The sequence below is a fragment of the Streptomyces marianii genome (assembly GCF_005795905.1).
Taxonomy (GTDB): Bacteria; Actinomycetota; Actinomycetes; order Streptomycetales; family Streptomycetaceae; genus Streptomyces; species Streptomyces marianii.
This window is the reverse complement of the sequence record NZ_VAWE01000002.1, coordinates 1-18,401: the sequence shown is the minus strand read 5'-3', so window position 1 is coordinate 18,401 and position 18,401 is coordinate 1. Positions and strand designations below refer to the sequence as shown.

Below are 18,401 nucleotides of genomic sequence, written 5' to 3'. Positions count from 1 at the left end.
GCCGGGCGCGGTCACCGGCGGGTGAGCATCCGCATGAGGGTGACCGGGTGCGGCACCCGGCCGCTGGTGGAGGAGCTGACCGAGGTGCGGACGGTGGCGCGGCCGCCGAAGGTTGCCAGGACGCGGCTGCTGGCGTCGGCGAGCGAGAGCGGCCCGAAGCCGTCCCAGCCGTCGTTGGGCGCGCACGCGAGGGTGAGGGTGTAGCGGCCATCGGCGCGCCGCTCGGGCACGAACCGGTTCTCCAGGCTGAAGCGGTACCAGTAGGTCTCCCACGCCTCGGCGGGGTGGCCCTGGTAGGGCTCGCGGACGATCTCGACGTCCTCGCGTCCCAGTGCCCAGGTGATCCGGTCCGGCTTGTCGTCGAGCCACGCGAAGACGGCGGGGTCGGCGGAGGTGACCGTCCAGATCTCCTCCTCGGTCCAGGTGCCGCCGTCGGCGGCCGGGAGCTGCTTGGGGCCCACCCCGGTGACCACGGCGGTCTGCGTGCCGTCGGCGTTGTCGCGGATCCACGCGCCGCCCATCACCTCGGTGAAGCCCTCTCCCGGGGTCCAGCGGGCCGGGGCGTCGCTGAACGCGTACGAGGGGAAGAGGTGTTCCACCTCGACGAGGTGGGTGAAGGGGTCGTCGCCGTGCGGGACGAGACGGACTGCCTGCTGGACGGCGCGGGTGAGACTGCGGTTCATGTGGACCCCCTCGAAAAGCTCCCTTTGACTCTTAAGACTATACAGATGCTCGCCCCATGGCGCAAGTTTTAAGAGTCAAGGGGTGTTGTCGCCCCGCGCGGGACCCGGGCCGGTGCGGCTGGGCCTGGCGAAGGGGGCGAAGGCCACGGCGGTGACCCGCTGCGGCGCCTGGCTCGGCAGGCAGGCGACGCCTTCCGTGGGGGCGCGGGCATCGGCCGCCGCGCCGCCGTTCGCCGTGACGCGACGCTCGCGCTGGGGCGGTGGCAGGGCGGTATGGGTGGGACGGTCGTCGTGCACGGCGACGCAGCGGTCTGGCCGGGACGCCGGCCTGCCGCCGCGTCAGCCGGTGATGTGGTCGACGGCGTAGACGGCGCGCGCCGTGCGGGAGAACCGTGTCTTGCCGCTGGGGAGATAGCGGTGCGTGAGACGCCATTCGCTGCCGGGGTCGGTCTCCTCCCAGCGGAACTCCCAGTCGGCGGCGTCGAGAAACTCGGTCTCGGCGGCCAGGGCGGCGTCCTGGGCGGCGGCGAGGGTGGAAGCGGCACGGGTGGGGCGGCCGTCGCGTACGGCGACGTAGGTGGTCTGTGCGGCCATCAGGTACTCCTCGGGGCAGGTTGGCGGTTCAAGGCGATCTGCCGGGACGCCGGCCCGCCGCTGCGTCAGCTCGCGGCCTGGGCCGTGACCATCTTCCGGCACGGGCGGGGTCGGTCGGCTTCCGGGTGGGCCGCGCCCGCCGGGGTTGTGCGCCCCTGGGAGCCCGCGCCGCCGGGTCACGCAGTAGTGGGGATGATCTCGCAGCTGCATCCGCAGTGGCACTGGGTGTCCGCGTTGGTGCAGCACTCGCAGCAGCAGGAGCAGGAGCAGTCGCAGCCGAGGAACTCGAACTCCTCGGTGTGGGTCTCGGCGATGAAGACGGTGCCGATGGTGGCGTCGTCGGAGTCGAGGAAGGCGAAGAGGGACAGGTGCGACGCGCCGTCCCGGGCGTCGAAGGAGAAGGCGTGGAAGTCGGTGAGGTCCTTGAACGCCCGGAACTCCCTTCCCTCGCGGAAGGCTTCGGCGTCCCGGTCCCAGACCGTGCCCTTCTCGACGAAATCGTTGCTGCCGATGAACAGGACGCTGTAGTCGGTGCCGGTCTCCCGCCTGCCGGTGAAACGGCCCTTGTGGGCGTAGTCGGCCATGTGTGCTCCTTGCGGGATCGTCGCGGGGGCTTCCCCGTGGTTCGGAGCCCCGGAGGGCCCGGGGTGGCCGGGGCCCTCCGGGGCGCGGCGGTCAGTCGCGGTTGAGGGTGATCGCGGCGACGGAGGGGATGCCGTGGTAGTCGCGTCCGGCGTGGGTGACCGAGATGCGGGCGGGGCGGCGCTCCTCGGAGCGGCCGTAGGTGGCCAGCAGGGGCGCGGTGACGGCGCTGACGGCGGTGCGGCCGGGGCCGCCGGTCCAGGTGACGGACAGCTCCCACATCTTCTTGCCGCGGCCGGTGCGTACGGAGAACTTCACGCCGGGGAAGGCGCGGCGCAGCTGCTTGCGCAGGTGGACGGCAACGATCTTGGGCGTCAGGTAGCAGGCGGCGTAGTTGCGCTCGGAGTCGCTGACGACGGGGGTGACGGAGGTGTAGCGGATGTGGAGGTAGGGGCTCGGCTTGCCGTCCAGGGTGAGCAGCTCGTAGCGGCGCGCGGGGCGGCCGAGGAAAGCGGAGGCCGTGCAGTGGCGGCAGTTGCACGGCGAGACCAGCCACCGGCCGTGGGCCTCGGCGATGGTGCCCTGGTAGGTCACCTCGGTGCCGGCGGGCAGGCGCAGGGCGAGGTAGGAGGCGTCCACGGTGTCGGTGATGGTGGTGGTCATGGTTCCCCCTGGAGATTCGTTCCCGCTTTGACTCTTAAGACTATACAGATACTCGCACTGTAAGGCAAGTTATAAGAGTCAACACTGAGGGGTGCCCGCGGGCGCCGGGCACCGCCTGATCTTCCGCCGGCTTCGGGCCCGCCCGGCTGCGCCGGGATCAGGCCCGGCGGTCAGGCGCCGATGAGGACGTAGGTGTGGGTGTGCAAGGTGTGGGCGATGGCGTAGCGGGCGTGGATGCGGCCGTGGAGGCGGTCCAGGGTGATGCGGGCGGCGGGGTAGCGGCGCGCGGTTCCCTGGAGGGAGGCGCGTACGTCGGCGGGGTGCAGGTCCGGGACGGGCGGCAGCGGGCTGCCGGTGGTGCTGCCGAGGAAGTCGCCGACGCGGCCGAGCGAGCTGCGGTGCAGGACGGCGCCGGTGGCCGGGCGGATGTCGAGCAGGCGCAGGGCGTCGGGGGTGTCCAGCCGGCGCCCGGGCAGGGGCTTGTAGGCGTCGGGCCGGGCGGGCGCGAAGACGGCGCGGGGGTCGGCGGCCAGCAGGCCACGCACGGCGTCGTCGTCGATCTCCGCCGGGGTGTCGCCGCCCGGGACGGCCCACCGCTGGGTGTTCCGCAGGCCCCGGTACCAGGCCGGGCCGTCACCGGTGCGGACGACGTCGTGGTCGGCGAATCGCCAGATGGCCGGGGCGGGGGTGGATGTCACGTGCACTCCTGGGGGTGAGGGACGGGCTGTACCGGGCTCCTCGTGGGCCGCTCCCGTGTCCGGGGCAGCCCACGAGGCGGCCCTCACGCTCCGGGCGCGGCCGGGGCGCGGCCGGGGAGCGCGACGGGACGGGCCATCGGGTCGTCGAGCTGGGCGTACCAGTCCTCGTCGTCGGCGAAGACCGTGTCGCACCCGGCGGTGCACAGGAGCTGACCGGGCTTGAGGCGGCCGCGGGCCCTGTCGTTGCCGTGGCCGACGGCCGAGCCGTGGTTGCAGTACCCGCGGTCGCGCACGGCGTGCCAGGCGTCGGCCGCGGCGTTCATCTCGGCCATCTCCAGGTCGACGTCCAGGCGCTCGGAGTAGATGGCTTCGAGCTCGTCGCTGCTGCTCTCGTCGATGAACACGGGGACCCCCAGGTGATTGCCGTCGCTTTGACTCTTAAGACTATACAGAAGAGGCAGGCATGAGGCAAGTTTTAAGAGTCAAGAGGGGTTGTGTCCGCCGCTCCGAGTCCGGCGACGGCACGGCAACCTCCGAGAGCCGCTCCGCGGTCCAGGCCGGCGGCCCCAGCCGCGCGACAGGGGCGCCCCGCCACCCACCCTGCAGCGCCCCACCGCAGGGGCCGCGCCCCGTCACCCCGTGGTGTCCCCCGCCTGATCCGCGAAACCACCCGCCGACTCCCGCACGAGCACCGCGCCCCGCCCCAGGCCCCGCGCGAGCCCGGACCGCCAGATCTCCCCGGTGGTGGTCACCAGCGCGGAAAGCCGCTCGTACTCCGCGAGCGGACCGACGAGCCGCTCCCGGCCGGCCTCGTCGAGCCGGACACGCGGCGCGGTGATCCCGGGGTTGGCGTCCCGCCACCGCCGCAGCGCCTCGACCGCCTCCCGCGACGTCGCCCAGCAGGCCGCCACGACCTGGTCCGCCAGGATCCCGTCCAGCCGGGCCGAGACCCGGTCCGGGAACCCGCCGTCCCGGGAGCCCGGCCACCGTCCCTGGTCCCACGCCTCCTCCGGCGCCGCCGGCCACTGCCGGTCCCAGCCGCGGGCCCGCAACTCCTCGCGCACCCCGAACTCCACCAGCGCGTCCACGGTGTCCAGCAACTGGCCCTCCGCGTGCAGCCGCTGCCGCTCCTTGCGCCATCCGGCCCGCGCGCTCGCCGCCTCCGCCCGCGGCACCCCGTACGTCCGCCACGCCGACGACAGCACCCGCGCCCGCGACTTCTCCGCGTCCACCACCTCGCGCAGCCGGGCCCGCACCCCGTACTCCGCCGCGATCGTCACCGGATATCTCGCCGCTCGAACCATGCCCTCACCAGTCCTCTTGCAACTTGCAAGACTCCACACCGTACGCCGGGGCGGTCCCGGCCTCATCAGGTCGACATCGCCCGGAACGCGCACGAGGCGGCCCCGCCTGGCGAGCACCCAGACCCCGGAGCGGGGCCGAGCTGCCCACGGACTGCCGACAGCGCGGGGTCGTACCCGCGCCGCCCCTGCGCACCCCGGAACCCGCCGTCGTCCCCCGGAAGCCCTCCGCCCCGCACACCGATGCCACAGGCCCGAACGGCGCAGGGCCCCGAGCCCGGGGCAGGGGATGCGGCCGAGGCGCTCCCCGCGGAACGGCCGGGCGGCTACCCACCAGGCCCCGGACCGCAGGGGATCGCCGAGCGCCCGACGGACGTCGAGCCCGACGCCGCCCGGGAGGAGACCCGGGCGCGTGGGCCGATCTGTACGGCAAGGCTTCGGCGGCGGAGCCGGCCCGTCGCGGCCCCGCGTCCCAGCGCCCGGCGGCGCCGACTTGGGATCGCGCCTCGACCTCGACGACGCCGTCCGGCCGCCCCGAAGTGCCGGACGGCCGAGGCCCCCCGGCGGCCCACCGCCCGCGGCGCGCGTGCAGCACGGCCGGGCAGCACGGCCGGGCAGCACAACCCCGCCGCCCCGTGCTGCAGCGCCCCGCCTCCGCCGCTGCTGCATGCTGCACGCCGGCAGCACGTGCCGCCGCTGCACGCCCCCGGGACCAGGACGCTGCACGGAAGGTGCGCAGCAGCCCGTGCTGCTGCGCACCTTCCGTGCAGCACCACAGCCGTCCCGCTGCACCCGCCCGTTCGCCACCCCCGGCCCATCGGCCTCGGCCCGACGCGCGGAGTCGGCCCCGCGCATCGGGCCGCACCCGGAGCCTCCGAGGCGCCGGTCCGGCGCCTCCCGGCCCGGCCGCCGGCTCCAGCACCAGACCCGCGGACCCACCCGCCGCCGCCCGGTCCCCGGCCAGGACCCCGCAAGCCTGCTGCCGCTGACCCGGCTCCGCGTCACGACGGGCGTCACGGGCGCCGTCACGGCCACCTGTCACGCTCCCCGGAAACACGCTCTGGCCTGGGCAAATACCTGCACGACGGTCCCGTCGAGGAGAGCGTGACAGCGTGACAGGCAGGCCCGCCACACGCCGCCGGCACCGAAACGGCCCTGCCCCGCCGAGCGAGACCGCCGACGGCACGCCCTGCAGAGCCCGACCGCCCACCGCCCAGCCGCGCAGGCCCCACCGCCGCCCACCGGAAGCCGGCGAGGCGACCGCCCGACCGCGCGCCCCACACGAGACTGCAGCGCCGGCGCGAACCCGACGCCGGCCTGCGGCACGGGGCCGGCGCAGCACGGGCGCGGCTGCACACCCGGCTGCACTCGCGCTGCTCCCCGCCCCCGCTGCACCGTCCCCCCTGCTGCACGCCGGAGTGAAGCGCTGCTGCTCCCCGCCGCCTGCAGCACGGTGCCCAGGCGTGCTGCCCCGCCGCCCCCGCTGCATCTGCTGCCCGCGCCACCGGCCCGCCGCTGCAAGCCGTGCTGCCGACGGGCATCCTCCGCCCCAGCCGCTGCGCAGCACCGTCGGCGCGGTCGTCCAGACACCCGTCGGCCCCTTTGCCCCGGGCGATGGACGGCGCCCGAAAGACGGAGGGGCCGCGCAAGCCCTGACGACGGTGTCCAAGACCCGCGCCCGCGGCCTGGCCTGGGAAGTCCGTGGTGTCCCCCATCAGCCCGCCGGGCACGCGGGCCGACGGGCCGCCCGGTGGAGGCCGAGCGCCCCACCCGGCGGGAAAAGCCCCGGGCCGCGGTCAGCCGCGAGCGGGCAGCCCCAGCTGCTCGGCACGGGCGGCCAGAAGGGCGTCCAGGCCGGCATACAGGCGCGGCCAGCCGGGCCGCGGTGTCACTGCGCGGCCCGGGAGGATCTCGAAGGCCAGCGCCAGCCGGATCGCCAAGTGGTACTCGCCCACCGTGGCAAGCCAGCCCGCACACCAGCGGTACGCGTGGGCCGTGCCCGGCTGGTCGAGGTGGCAGGCGACCACCGGAGCACCGACCGGGGCCTCCGCCCCCGGCCTCCCGTCGGCCCGCCGCAGCATGTCCATGTCCTGCTCCGAGAACGCCGTCAGGTCGGCATCCGTACGCCACGGGCACCGTGTGCACGGCCAGTCGCGGAACTCGTGCTCGGCGCCCGGTGTCAGATGCCACGCCGCGGCCCGGCTGCCCTCCCGGGTCTCGCTCGCCCCACAGATCTCCTCCACCAGCCCCCTCCGCACTGTTCGCCCGGCGCCCGATTATCCCGACGAGCGCAGCGACCGAAGCCTCAAAGGCGTCACGCCCGGTGTCACGCTCTCGTGTCACGTTCCCTGAGAATGTGCTCTGACCTGGGGAAACGCGTGCTTCTTGGCCTGGCGGCGCAGGCGTGACAGCGTGACAGCCGCGCCGGGTGTCCGACGCCGTGGCCCGCGGAGACCGGGCTGTCGGACCGGCTGGTACTACCCCTTCACGAGCTCGTCCGCCCCGCCCCCGCGGGGCAGGCTGTCCGGTTCCGGCCCGTGTACTGGTGCGCTGGCTCTACGGTGCAGCGGTGAGCGACGAGACGATGCGCCCGGCCGGCGGGGGCGAACTGCCAGCGGTCGACGAGGTCCTGGCCGCCGCGTTGTGCGCGCAGGGCGAGCCGGGGGTGCGGGCGCTGGACCTTCTCCAGGATGCGCGCCGGATCCTGGCCGGCGGTCTCTTGCGGCGGCCGGCCGAGGTCGCGGAGTCGTGCCTGCGCGGCGCCTCCGATGCGCTGCTGAGCCTGCCGGGCGCCCCGGAAGCGGCGGGCCTGAAGGACGCGGCCGCCGCTCTGCTCGCCGCGGTCGACGCCCGCCCCGGCCGGTCCGGGCATCCGGCCGCAGCGCCACGCGACGAGACCGCCGCCCCGGACCGCCCGGCGCTGGCCGCACAGACCGGGGCCGCCGGCCGTGTCCCGGCCGGGCCCCCACAGCCTGTCGCCGTGCCGCGGCAGCACGCCGGCCCGCCCGCGGACACCTCCGCCGCCGGCGCCGAGGAACAGCTCCTGCTTCGCCGGGCGGCCGACACCCTGCGCGCGGAACTGAACCGGCCGGGCGGCTACCACCGCGCCCGGGCCGCAGGGATCGCCGAACACCTGATGGGCGTCCGGCTCGGCGCCGCCCAGCAGGAGGCCCTCGGCGTGTGGGGCGAGGTCTACGGGAAGACCTCGGGCACCCTGCACGGAGGTAGCGCCGACCCGGCGCGGGCCGCGGCCCTCTACCGGCGGGTCCTGGCCGCCGCCCGTGAGCTGCTGGTGCCGCTGCCCGGCCGCGCCGCCCGGGTCCTGCACCTGGCCGCCCTCGAGAGTCCGGGCCCGGAGCACGCGCGGGAGCTGGCCGGCTGGGCGGACCCGCGCGCCACCGCCTTCTTCTTCCGCTCCGGCCCGGCCCCGGCCTGGCTCGCGGTCCTTCACGAACACGCGCCGCACCTGCTCCTGGCCGACGAGACGAGCGGCAGGTGGCCGGCCGCCCCGTTCCTTCAGCACCTCGCCGCCACGGCCCCCGACACCGCCCGGCCGTGGCTGGCCGACCACGCCGTCCCCCTCGCCGCAGCCGGCACCAGCGCGCTGATCGAGCTGCTGCACCCCGTCCTGGCCCGCGCCTTCACCCCCGCCACCGTCCGCTCCCTGCTCCCCGCCGTCCTCGTCCCGCCCCCGCCCGGGCCGCCGGCCGAACAGGCCGGCTGGCCGCGCGGCCTGACGGCCCACTGGGCGGGCACCCTCCCGCCGGCCGACCGCGACGGGGACTGGGTACTCGTCGTCGAGGGGCTGCTGAAGGACGCGGTGGACTCGGGCCTCCAGGCCTTCCACGCCTTCCTGGAGCTCCACCCCACCGCGCCGGAGCGGGCCCCGGCCGCCGCCCGGACGGCGCCGCCCACCGACCCGCACGCCCGCGAGGCGATCGAGCGGATCCGGACCGTCCTCCTGCCCGAGCGGGACGTCATCGCCCTGCTGCGGAAGCTGGTCGCCACCGTCCACCCGGCCGACGGCGAGCCGTTCCGCTGGGCCCGCCCGGTCCGGGGCGCGCTGGCGGGCCTGCTGCGCCGCAGCGTCGAGACGGCCGGGGACAGCGCCCTCGCCCGCGCCGACCTGGACGAGATCCGCCTCCGAGACGAGGACGTCCCCTTCCTGGGCATGGTCCTGGGACCGTTCCTCGGCCCGTTCCTGGCCCGGGCGGTCCTCGACCTCGCCGCGGCGGACGCCGCGGCCGGCGTCCCGCTCGCCGAGCGGCTACGGGCCTGGCCCCGGATCGCCGCCGCGCACGAGCACCTGCACGACCGGCTCCTCGCCGCCCACCTGACCGCCCACCCGCCCACCACCGGCACCGACACGGCGGCCGCGAGGCAGTGGTGGGACCGGGCGGCCGACGTCACCGTCCGGCTGCTGGCCGAACCCCCGACACCGGAAGGCGCCCGGCTGACCGCCCTGGTCTGGGACACCTGCCCGCCCGAGCGGACCGTCGGCCTGCAGCAGCGGGCACGCGCGGCACTCGGCCCCGCACCGTCGGCCCGCGAGGTCGACCACGCCCTGCCCACCACCGGCCGGACCGCCGGCACCGCACAACCGCCCGCGCCCTGGCAGCGGGTATGGGCCTGGTCCCCGGTACTCCCCGCCCCGCTGCTCGCCGACTTCGGCCCCCTGCTGGCCGCGCTGCGCCGCCGGGAGCCGGCCGGGCCGCCCGACCCGCGCGCCGCCGCCCGCCCGCGGCCGCGCCACCACGTCGCCCACGCGACGCAGGACCTGCTGAAGCTGGCCGCCGCGGCCGGCCCGTTCGCCACCGCCGCCGAGCTCGCCCAGGCCCCGGACGCGGGCGCCGACGGCTACGCCCGCGTGCTGCAGCGCCTCGTCGCCGCCGACCCGCCCGCCTGGACCGCCGACGTCCCCCGCGTCCTTGCCACTCTGGCCCGGCCGGACCTCGGCGCGTTCTACCTCGCCGCCACCCACGCCGCCGCGCGCTACCGCGGCGCCTTCCCCAACGGCCCGGCCCCGGCCGCCCTCGCCGCCCTCGCCCTGCGCCGCGCCCTGCCCGCGGCCGGCGGCCCGCCCTCCACCGCGGTCGACTCCGCTGACCAGGCGCTGTTCGGCCTGCTGAACATCGTGTGGCGCACCGGCGCCGACCTCGGCACAAACCTGCCGGCCGTCCTGGCCCACCTGCACACCCTCGCCGAGCCCCTCACCCACCCCGCCCCGCCCACCGGCGCGGAGCAGCAGCCCGCCGCAGGCCTGCCGCAGACGCCCCCGGCGGTCCGCGCGCTCGCCTGCCTGCTCGAGTACGCCGCCAGCCACGCCCACGCGGACGGCACGATGCCCGACGAGGTCCTCCACCTCCTCGCCGACGTCCTCGCCGCCCGCCCAGGCGACGAGGACGTCGCCACCGCGATCGGCGTGCACCTGCCCGTCCTGCACTACCGCGCCACCGCCTTCACCACCGCCCACCCCGAGCTGTACGACCTCGCCCCCCGCCGGCCCTCGCCGGCCGCCGCGTGGCTGAGCTCGTGCCACCCCGACCCCACGCTGCTCGCCGCACTGGACCGCGACCAGCTCCTGGCCGCCGTACGCGAGGACCACCCAGGCGCCGCCCTCCACACCGCGCACGCACTGCTCGCCGGCCACCGCGACCCGCTCGGCGACCCCGCGGCCGCCTGGCGCGAGCTGACCGCCGGCCCCGGCGGCGCCGCGGCGGCCTCCCATCTCCTCATGCCGCTCGCCCTCCTCACCCCGGCCCGCCCGCGCCCCGGTACCGGCGGGCCGGCCCCGGCCGCGATCACCGGCACGGACACCGCGCTCGTGTGGTGGACCGCCGCCCTCGACGCCGGCCTGCCGCCCGGCGCGCTCGCCGACGCCGGCTACTTCACCGGCACCTTCCCGGACGAGGTGTGGCTGCCCCTGGCCCGGCGCAGCGCCGCCCACACCCCCGCCCAGACCGACGCCGACAAGGTCGCCGAACGCGCCGCCGCCCACCCCCGCAGCCCCGACGCCCTGCTCCTGGCCGCGCACCTGCTCACCCGTCCCGCCCCCGACCCCGCGTACGACACCGACGTCCGCCGGCACGCCCGGGCCCTGCTCCAGGCCGCCGCAGCGCTGCCCGAGACCGAGCGGCCCGCCGAGACGGAACAGCTGCGCCGGGCCCTGGTCGAAGCCGGCGAGGTGGACCTCGCCCAGACGGATTCGGCGGCTGGCTGACCGCCAGCTAGGCAGAACGCGGCCGCGTCGGCGGGGGCCGACCGGCACGCCGCCTCCGAGGGCGGAACGCCGGTGCTCGCGTGGTGTCCCCTCCTGCCCCGCGGCAACCACGGGTGTCACGCCCGGCGTCACGCTGCAGTGTCACGCTCCACTCACATGCCCTCTGAGCTGCACCGATGCCCGCCGAGCGGAAACGGGCGGTGAAGCGTGACAGCGTGACACCGGCCTTCCCCCACAGCGCCAAAGGCCAAGCCGCCCGACCGGCCCTCCTCGGTCCCGTGTGGTCCGGCCGCAGTCCCGGCCGTGCCCGGCCCGCTGTCGTGTCGCCGCCCCGGGGGGTGCTCGCTACCGGGCGCCTCGCCGGCCGTGCTGCGGGCCGCCCGCCGCACCCCTGCCGCCGGCTGCCGGGCGATGTTCCGGCCTGCGGCACCCGCATACCGGTCAGCCTGTTCCGGCGCCCGCGCTGCCGCTCAGTCCGTGTCCACAGGGCGGCACGTCCAGGATCGAGTGAACGCGCTGCCCGCCGCCGGTGCGGGGCGTGGCAGCACAGCGTTGTGGAAAGGACTGTCCGGGCGCGTGTGCCGGGCCCGGGTGCCCGCGTACGTGCCGACCTGATGTTCCAGGAGGGGAATCTTCATGAGCCTGTTCAGCCGGCGCGCGCCGGAGAGGTCCGCCACCAGCAGTGAGGGCGGAGTATGGCTGGAGCGCTGGTCCGGCGGCCGGCGAGCCGAGTTCGACGAGGTGGAGTTCGTCGACGACTACGCCGTGCTGCGGTGGGAGACCGACCGCGGCGGATTCGGCCTCGCGCACGCGCTGCACGACGGCAACGGCCAGGTACACGCGGCGATCCGCGCCCTGCGCCGACGTCATCGGGAGCGCACCGAAGCCCGGTACGCGTGCGTGGCGGTGGCGATGGCGGCCACCCAGGTCTCCGACCCGTACGTGCCCAAGCTCATCGCCTGCGACCTTCAGGAGGGGGCCGACCAGTACGAGACGACATGGGCTCGCCTGGCCATGGTGCTCGGGCAGCGCGCGCCGTACTGGTTCGCCACGCTGCGCGACCGCGACGCCATCGCCGCCTGGCGGCCCGGCACCCCGCCGGCGGTGGTCCCGGCCTGCCACGTCACCAACCCCGTCGGCGCGCTGGCCGAGCTCGCCGCCGGGGAGCCGGACGGCTCCCCGGCCGCCGAACTCTGCCTGCACCTCGCCCGGGAGATCCGCGCCCGCGACCACGACGCAGTCACCCGCCATGTCGCCGAGCTGCTGGAGAACGCGGCCGACGGCGGGGACGGCGCCCACCTCGCCCTGGGAGCCGTCCCCGCCGAGCTGCGCCACCCGGAACCGGCCGCGCCCCCGGAGATGGTGCGCCGGGCCGGCTGGCTGTCCATCACCGAACGCCGGGACGTGCTGGCCCACCGCGTCGCCGGCCTCGCCCAGCGCTGGGACGGCGGACAGGACTGGCACACCGGCGGCGCCGTCGTCGTCGACCCGACGGCCTGCCCGGTCGCCCGGGAATGGGAGCAGCGCCTGGTGCCGGCCGACCGCGGGCAGGCACCCACCGTGCTGGAGAAGCACCTCCTGGACAACGCCCACGACGAGTCGGACATCCTGCTGCTCGACCCGGTCACCGGCATCCCGGCACTGCGCCGGGCCCCCGGCACCGACCGCGAGGACCTCTTCACCCTGTGCCTGCAGCGCCTGCCCACCAGTTCCCCGCTCGCCGCCCTGATCCTGAGCGGCGAGACGAGCTGGGTGCGCACCGAGGACGGGACGCTGTGGTTCGCCCCCGCCCGCGAGGGCTGGGGCGTCAGCTGGGGCTACTCCGGAACCGGCTGCCACACCCTCGCCCAGCTCGCGGGCGTCCTCTTGGACGACATCTCCGCCCCCGCGATGAAGGCAGGCGCCCACGAGCCGGAGAGCAGCCTGTTCGAGCTGCTGCGGACCACCCCCCAGTCCGGGGTGACGACGTACACCCGAGCCCAGCTGGAGACGTCCCGCACCCGCTGACCACGTGAGCCCGACGCGTCGCCCGGGCCGCCGGACACCACGCACCTCCGGAGACCCGGGCTGACGGTCTGCCGTCCGCGCACCGGCGGGCGGGCGGCCTGCGGAAGACGCCCCAGCCGGCTGGCCACCAGCCGACCGGGCGTGACGCCGGCGCTCGCGTGGTGTCCCCCCTGTCCAGGCAACCGCGGGTGTCACGCCCGGCGTCACGCTGCAGTGTCACGCTCCACCCACATATGCTCTGACCTGCACGAATGGCTGCCGCACGGGCGCTGCGGTGGAACGTGACAGCGTGACACCGGCGTTCTCGCAGCAGGAGCCGGCCAGCAGTCCGACGCGTTCCGGCCCTCTGCTCCGCGCCGGCCGGGGACGTCGCGGACTACTCGTCCTGGGCAGTGGTGGGGCCGATGCCGAGCTCCTTGAGGACCTCGTCGACGAGGCCGGGGTCCGCGGGTGGTGTGGTGCCTTCGGCCGGCCACGGCAGGTCGACGAGCACGGGGCGGAACGCCGGCTCTGCCCAGCCGCCGAGGTTGCCGGGCGGGTCGGTGTCGATGAGGAGGGGGCGCCGCGCGCCGGCTTCGGCCAGGAGCCGGGCCATCGTGCGCGCGTCCGTACGGGTCTTGCCCTTACCGCCGCGCTGGATGAGCTTCTCGTCGAGCACCTGCCGCGCCAGGCGCTCCAGGCCCGTGGCCGCGCCGGCGGCGGGGGCCGGGCCGGTGGGGACGAGGCCGCGGGCCTGTGCGGGGGTCATGCCGGTGGCCGCGACGAGGGCCTGGACGACGTCGCCGGGCAGCGGGTCGCGGGTGAGTTCGGCCAGGCGCTCGGTGGCGGAGGAGCCGGGGGCCAGGCCGAGGAGTTCCATGGCCCGGTGCCGGTGGACACCGGCCGCGGCAGCGACCCGCTTCGTGTAGCCGTCCAGCGTCTCCCCGGGGCGGGGCAGCGGTGCGCCGGGGATCCGGGCCGGCCGCCCGCCCGGCGGCCGGGCGGCGGCGCGGGCGGCGACGGCCTCGCGGGCCTCGGGCAGGGTGGTTTCGGGGTGGGCGCGCTGGTACTCGCGCACGGCGCGGTCGAACTGGCGGGTGCGGCGGTCGGTCATGACGTCTCACGTCCCTTGCTCGGCCAGTGCCCCACACGCGCCGGCCGTCCGGGAAGGGAGGGCATGACGAGGCTGCTCGCGCGAGTCTCAGACGTCTGCGGTCCCCTCCGGCGGTGTGGGCGTCGGGGTCGTGGACCGGGCGCGGCGCGGTTGCCCTGGTGGTGCTCCCGACATCGTAGTGACCACCTCGGACATCCGCGGCCGCCCGGCGGCCGGCGGCCCCTTGAGGGGCGCACGACGCCGACGTTGTGCGCCCTGCCCGTACGGCCCGGCCGGCCGTAGCGTCGAGACTCCGGCCCGGCGCCGGGCGAGAAGACGAGGAGACGGGTGTGGAGCGACGCAGCATGCTGACGGCAGGACTAGCCCTGGGAGCCGGGGCGCTCACGGTCCCGACGGCAGCATGGGCGGCCCCGGCGCCGCGGCTGTCGACCGGCGACGTCGCCGCGGCACGCCGCCTGCTCGCGGCCGGCTCGGCCGGGTGCTGCCGCTGCTCCTGGACGCCGCCGAACGCAGCACCGAACGCGGCCCGGCCGGCGCCGCCCTCGCCGCCGGCGTGTGGGTGCTGGCTTCCCAACTGGCGGTCAAGCACGGCCGCACCGACACAGCCGGCGCGTACGCGGCCCGGGCCGGCACCGCCGCCACCCGCTCCGGAGACCCGGTGGTCCTCGCCGCCGCGGCCCGCGCGGCCGCGACCCCACTGCGCCGCACCGGCCGCACCGACCAGGCCCTCCTCCTGCTCCACCAGGCGCGCACCCACCTGACGGCCACCCCCCGACCCACCGCCGCCGACCTCGAGGCCGCCGGCATGGCGGCGCTCACCGCCGCCTACACCGCTGCCCAGGCCCACCGGACCGCCCTCGCCCGCGACCTCGCGGCCCAGGCCGAGCAGACAGCCGCCCGCCTCGCCCGCCACCCGCACACCGCCGACCGCCCCCGGGAGCTGACCGCCGACCAGTGCGCTCTCTACCGGATTGGGATCCACCGCCACCTCGGCGACCTCGACACCGCCCTCGCGGCCGCCCGCCGCCTGCATCCCGCCCACCTCCCCGCCCCCGAACGCCGCGCCCGCGCCGCCACCGACACCGCCCGCGCCCTGATCGACGCCGGCGACACGGCCGGCGCCTTCACCCAGCTGCTCCTGATCGAGCACGCCGCGCCGCTGGAGGCCCGCCGCCCCGCGGTCCGCGCACTGACCGCACACGTCGCCCGGCTGCGCCCCGAACTGCCGGGCCTGGACGGGTACGTGCGCCGCACGGTGGTGTCCCCCCTGTGATCTGAACGGACAACCTCTTCGCCGGCCTGCCCGGCCATGCCCTCAGACCCCGGGCCGCGGGGTGTTGCGGAGCCGGCAACACCCGGCGCCCACCGCAGGCGTTGACCGGCCCGGGGCCGGCAGCGGGAGACCGGCGGCGATACTGCGAGGAGCGGACGCGAGCGGCGGGAGAGCGGCGATGGGCGAGGAGATCGGGCATCCGGCACTGACCGGCGGGCCGTGGCCGGTGATCGGCGTACGGGTGCGCCGCGAGGGTCAGGGTCTGCGGGCGGCGTCGTGGCGGCCGGCGCCGCACGCCGCGGCGGAGGACGTCCTGCTGCCGTCCACGTGGCCGGAGCTGGAGGGCCTCGCGCGGATCGCCGCCGGCCAGTCCCGAGCCCGGGTGTACGTGCGCGTGCTCGACGACGCCGACGCCGGCCCGCTTCTGGTGCTGTGCCTGCGGGGAGCTCCCGGCGCCGTACGGGTCGAGGGCCCGCTGTCGCCGGTGGCCGAGACCCTGACCGCCCGGGCCCGCGCCGCGGTCCTGCGCGTTGCCGCGGTGCACCGCGAGGCCGACCGCGCCGAGGAGGCGCAGGTGTGGAGGGCGCGGGGCCGCCAGATCCTGAAGGACCGCCGTGCCGCCCGCCGCGGCCGGAGCGTGCGCACGGCCTCGGCCGGGCTGCCCTCCCTGGGCCAACGCCGCTGAACCGGCCGGCCGGTCACTGCCCGCGGGCCGCCCGGAGCCGCACGGCGAGCACGCCGCCCGTGCCCTCTCCGGGGCCCGCGTGCGGGCCGGTGTGCTGCGCCTGTTCGTCGTCCTGGAGTTCGTCGAGGTGGGCCCCGACGTCGCGGACCCACCGCTGGAAGTCGGCTTCTTCCTCGTCGCGCCGCTGCTGTTCGTACCAGTCGAGTTCCGGCTCGGCGAGCCAGGGCCGGGCGTCCTCGTCCCGCTGGCGCCGTTCCTCGGCTTCCTCGGCGTACGCGCACGGGTAGAAGGGCGGCGGCGGGGGGCCGTTGACGACGCGGTGGTGCCCGGCCAGGAGCGCGGCGGTGGCCGTCTCGCCGGCGTCGCAGGCGGCGGCGAACGCGGTCAGCTGCGCGGTGGTGGGCACCTGCCGGCCGGTGAGAAGCCGGTGCAGGGTGCTGGAGGAGAGCCCGGGCCCAGCTGTGCGGGCGAGGGCGGACAGGCTGGCCTCGGGCGCGGTCGCGCGTACGGCGTTCATGGCGCGGACGAGTCCGGCCGGGGTGGTGAAGCGGCCGGGGACGTACGGGGCGGGACGGCGCCGGGGCGGGTGGACGGCGCGGTCGGCCGCCGCCCACAGCCGGCGGGCGGTCTCCTCGTCGGCCCCGGCCCCGCGGGCGAACGCGAGGGCGGTGCGCAGGGTGGGTAGGCGGCCGTCGAGGGCCTGGCGCAGCGTGCAGGCGGACACCACGTACGCGGTTCCGTACGCGCACGCACGGTCGGCGAGGTACTGGAACGTCGCCCGCTGTCCGGCGGCCCGGGCGGCCGGGGCCGCGGCGATCTTCGCCCCGCGCAGCCAGCCGCGCAGGGTGGCGAGTTCGGCCGGCTCACCACCCTGCCGGGCGGGGCCGGGAACGGGTGTCACGGCCGGCCGCCGGTGAGAGCGGCGAGCAGACGCAGGGCGCGGCCGGGCAGGAGCAGGAGGCCGGAGGCCGCCACGAGGACGGTCAGGAGGGCGGGGACGGGCCGGTCGAGGACGGCGAGGACGGTCACCGCGGTGATGGCGCAGATGACGATGGCGGCCTCGGCCGCACCGACGCGGCCGCCGGCCGGGGCCGGCGGGACGGGCGGGGGAGTGGACATGACGGCGCCTCCGTGGGCAGGTGGGGTGTTCAGGCGGGCCGGGACGGGCCCGGCGTGCGAGCCGATCGTGACAGCGCGCGGCCTGCCGGCGCGAGTCGCCGGCCCGCGCCCCCGGAGACGACGTACGCTTCCCCGCCCCGATCTCCCCCCAGGCCACAGAGCACAACCGAGAAGATGCCCTCCCGCCCCGGGGCCGCCGGCCCGCGAGAAGCAGGCACCCCCGACGCCCCGCTGCGCCCCGCCCCTTCCTCCGCCCCGTGGTGTCCCCCCGCCGACCTGCGCACTCACCACTCGCCCCCGGGGAGCCGCCGCCGCGCTGTCGCCCTCCAGCCCAAGCGCTGCCGGTGCCCGCCGGGCGCGCCCCGGACAGCCGGTGGCGCCGCTTCAGCTCGGCCTGCTCTAGGTGATGGTGAGGGTGTGTCGGATGGCGGCCCGCCAGATATCGCCGGGGGTGGTGATGTTGGCGGCGTGCTGTTCGTAGAGGCGGAGCTGGTCGACGTCGCGAACGGTGCCGGGGTTGCGGTCCCGCCACCGGCGGAGCTTGGCGATCGCCTCCTTGGAGACGTCCCAGCAGCCGGCGCGAGTCTGGGCGGCGAGCTCGGCCGGCAGGCGCAGGGTGAGGGAGCCGCTGTAGCGCCGATCACGGCTCCCGGGCCAGCGCCCCTTCTCGGCGGGCGCCTCGGGCGGGAGCGGGGGCCAGCGGCGATCCCAGCCCCGGGCCCGGAGCTCGGCGCGAACCCCGAAGGCGCCCAGGACGTCGAGCGTGTCGAGCAACTCCCCGGCAAGACGCAGCCGTTCAACCTCGGCCCGCCACGCCGCCCGCACCCGGGCAGCCTCCTCCCTCGGCAGCCGGTAGGTGTACCAGCGATCCTCGGCCGACAGCACCGCCCGCGCCCGCTTGCCGTCCTCCGCCCGCCGCCGCGCCTCGACGGCGACAGCCTCGTCGAGCTTCACCGTCACCGTCGTGATCCCGCCCACGCGCCCTGTCTCCTCCACGCCGTACACCGTGCCGCCTCCGGCCGACCCCTGTCCTGCGAACGCGCCACCCGGCCAAGGGTTCTGACTGCCAACCACTTTGTAACTTGCAAACTTCAACACCACTACAAGGAGTCACCACCGGAAAGGCCCGAAAAGGCGGTAGCGAACGCAAACAAGACCACATCGGCACCCCCCAGGGCACCGGAGCGCAGCGGAGGAGCCCCACCCACTCGCCCCCCGATCACCCGACCAACCGGCCACGGGTGAAGCCCGCCCCGACACCCCACCTGACCCCCCGCCAGGGCCGCAGGCCCGGCAACACCCCACGCAACCAGCCCACTTACCCACCCACACCCCGGCCAAGCGCCCGCAGGGCGCGCCGGCCCACCACCCACCCAGCAGGGGGCGCAGCCCCCTGCCACCGGGGCACAGCCCCGGCACTCCCCGGCCAACGGCCGGGGCGCCCCGTGCGAAGCACGGGGCAAGCAGTTCACTCCCGCGAAGG

General features: G+C 76.6%; 17 protein-coding genes. 4 read left to right on the top strand and 13 right to left on the bottom strand.

What is annotated here, in order from left to right; all coding sequences use genetic code 11:
* Positions 1-11 precede the first annotated feature (11 nt).
* From FEF34_RS37915 to FEF34_RS37875, 9 genes are all read right to left on the bottom strand, one after another.
* The gene (locus tag FEF34_RS37915; protein WP_138057995.1) at positions 12-683 is read right to left on the bottom strand and encodes a hypothetical protein; all 672 of its coding nucleotides are present in this window, start codon (positions 681-683) and stop codon (positions 12-14) included.
* 75 nt (positions 684-758) lie between these two features.
* Positions 759-980 (bottom strand): hypothetical protein, encoded by a 222-nt coding sequence (locus FEF34_RS37910; RefSeq protein ID WP_138057994.1) that lies wholly within the window; start codon positions 978-980, stop codon positions 759-761.
* A gap of 42 nt (positions 981-1,022) precedes the next feature.
* The gene (locus tag FEF34_RS37905) at positions 1,023-1,277 is read right to left on the bottom strand and encodes a hypothetical protein (RefSeq protein WP_138057993.1); all 255 of its coding nucleotides are present in this window, start codon (positions 1,275-1,277) and stop codon (positions 1,023-1,025) included.
* Positions 1,278-1,453: 176 nt separating this feature from the next.
* Positions 1,454-1,861, bottom strand: coding sequence for a hypothetical protein (locus FEF34_RS37900; protein WP_138057992.1), 408 nt, complete (start codon positions 1,859-1,861; stop codon positions 1,454-1,456).
* A gap of 91 nt (positions 1,862-1,952) precedes the next feature.
* Positions 1,953-2,522, bottom strand: a complete 570-nt coding sequence (locus FEF34_RS37895) for an LPD29 domain-containing protein (RefSeq protein WP_138057991.1) — start codon at positions 2,520-2,522, stop codon at positions 1,953-1,955.
* A 170-nt stretch (positions 2,523-2,692) separates the two neighbouring features.
* Positions 2,693-3,220, bottom strand: coding sequence for a hypothetical protein (locus tag FEF34_RS37890; protein ID WP_138057990.1), 528 nt, complete (start codon positions 3,218-3,220; stop codon positions 2,693-2,695).
* Between the two features lie 83 nt (positions 3,221-3,303).
* Positions 3,304-3,624, bottom strand: a complete 321-nt coding sequence (locus tag FEF34_RS37885; RefSeq protein ID WP_138057989.1) for a hypothetical protein — start codon at positions 3,622-3,624, stop codon at positions 3,304-3,306.
* 228 nt (positions 3,625-3,852) lie between these two features.
* Entirely contained in the window at positions 3,853-4,500 is a 648-nt protein-coding gene (locus FEF34_RS37880; RefSeq protein WP_234043348.1) for a hypothetical protein, read from the bottom strand.
* 1,817 nt (positions 4,501-6,317) lie between these two features.
* Positions 6,318-6,764, bottom strand: coding sequence for a DUF6283 family protein (locus FEF34_RS37875; RefSeq protein ID WP_138057987.1), 447 nt, complete (start codon positions 6,762-6,764; stop codon positions 6,318-6,320).
* Positions 6,765-7,090: 326 nt separating this feature from the next.
* On the opposite strand from FEF34_RS37875, the gene FEF34_RS42200 reads away from it, so the two are divergent.
* Both FEF34_RS42200 and FEF34_RS37865 read left to right on the top strand, forming a co-directional pair.
* The gene (locus FEF34_RS42200; RefSeq protein ID WP_199800767.1) at positions 7,091-10,741 is read left to right on the top strand and encodes a hypothetical protein; all 3,651 of its coding nucleotides are present in this window, start codon (positions 7,091-7,093) and stop codon (positions 10,739-10,741) included.
* Between the two features lie 636 nt (positions 10,742-11,377).
* Positions 11,378-12,748: a hypothetical protein gene (locus FEF34_RS37865; protein WP_138057986.1), complete on the top strand. Its 1,371-nt coding sequence runs from the start codon at positions 11,378-11,380 to the stop codon at positions 12,746-12,748.
* A 376-nt stretch (positions 12,749-13,124) separates the two neighbouring features.
* Here FEF34_RS37865 and FEF34_RS37860 read toward each other — a convergent pair whose 3' ends face one another.
* Positions 13,125-13,841, bottom strand: a complete 717-nt coding sequence (locus FEF34_RS37860; RefSeq protein ID WP_138057985.1) for a P-loop NTPase family protein — start codon at positions 13,839-13,841, stop codon at positions 13,125-13,127.
* 400 nt (positions 13,842-14,241) lie between these two features.
* Here FEF34_RS37860 and FEF34_RS37855 point away from each other — a divergent pair, with 400 nt between their 5' ends.
* Both FEF34_RS37855 and FEF34_RS37850 read left to right on the top strand, forming a co-directional pair.
* Positions 14,242-15,114 (top strand): transcriptional regulator, encoded by an 873-nt coding sequence (locus FEF34_RS37855; RefSeq protein WP_234043310.1) that lies wholly within the window; start codon positions 14,242-14,244, stop codon positions 15,112-15,114.
* Between the two features lie 178 nt (positions 15,115-15,292).
* On the top strand, positions 15,293-15,799 hold the full coding sequence (locus tag FEF34_RS37850; RefSeq protein ID WP_138057984.1) for a hypothetical protein: 507 nt from the start codon (positions 15,293-15,295) through the stop codon (positions 15,797-15,799).
* Positions 15,800-15,812: 13 nt separating this feature from the next.
* On the opposite strand, the gene FEF34_RS37845 is transcribed toward FEF34_RS37850, so the two are convergent.
* The 3 genes from FEF34_RS37845 to FEF34_RS37835 all read right to left on the bottom strand — a co-directional run bounded on the left by FEF34_RS37845 (position 15,813) and on the right by FEF34_RS37835 (position 17,914).
* Complete coding sequence (locus tag FEF34_RS37845; RefSeq protein WP_138057983.1) at positions 15,813-16,700, bottom strand: helix-turn-helix domain-containing protein; 888 nt, start codon at positions 16,698-16,700, stop codon at positions 15,813-15,815.
* A complete protein-coding gene (locus tag FEF34_RS37840) occupies positions 16,697-16,918 on the bottom strand; it encodes a hypothetical protein (RefSeq protein ID WP_138057982.1) in 222 nt (73 codons plus the stop codon). The genes FEF34_RS37845 and FEF34_RS37840 overlap by 4 nt, the downstream gene beginning before the upstream one ends.
* Positions 16,919-17,317: 399 nt before the next feature.
* Positions 17,318-17,914: a hypothetical protein gene (locus tag FEF34_RS37835; protein ID WP_138057981.1), complete on the bottom strand. Its 597-nt coding sequence runs from the start codon at positions 17,912-17,914 to the stop codon at positions 17,318-17,320.
* Positions 17,915-18,401 lie beyond the last annotated feature (487 nt).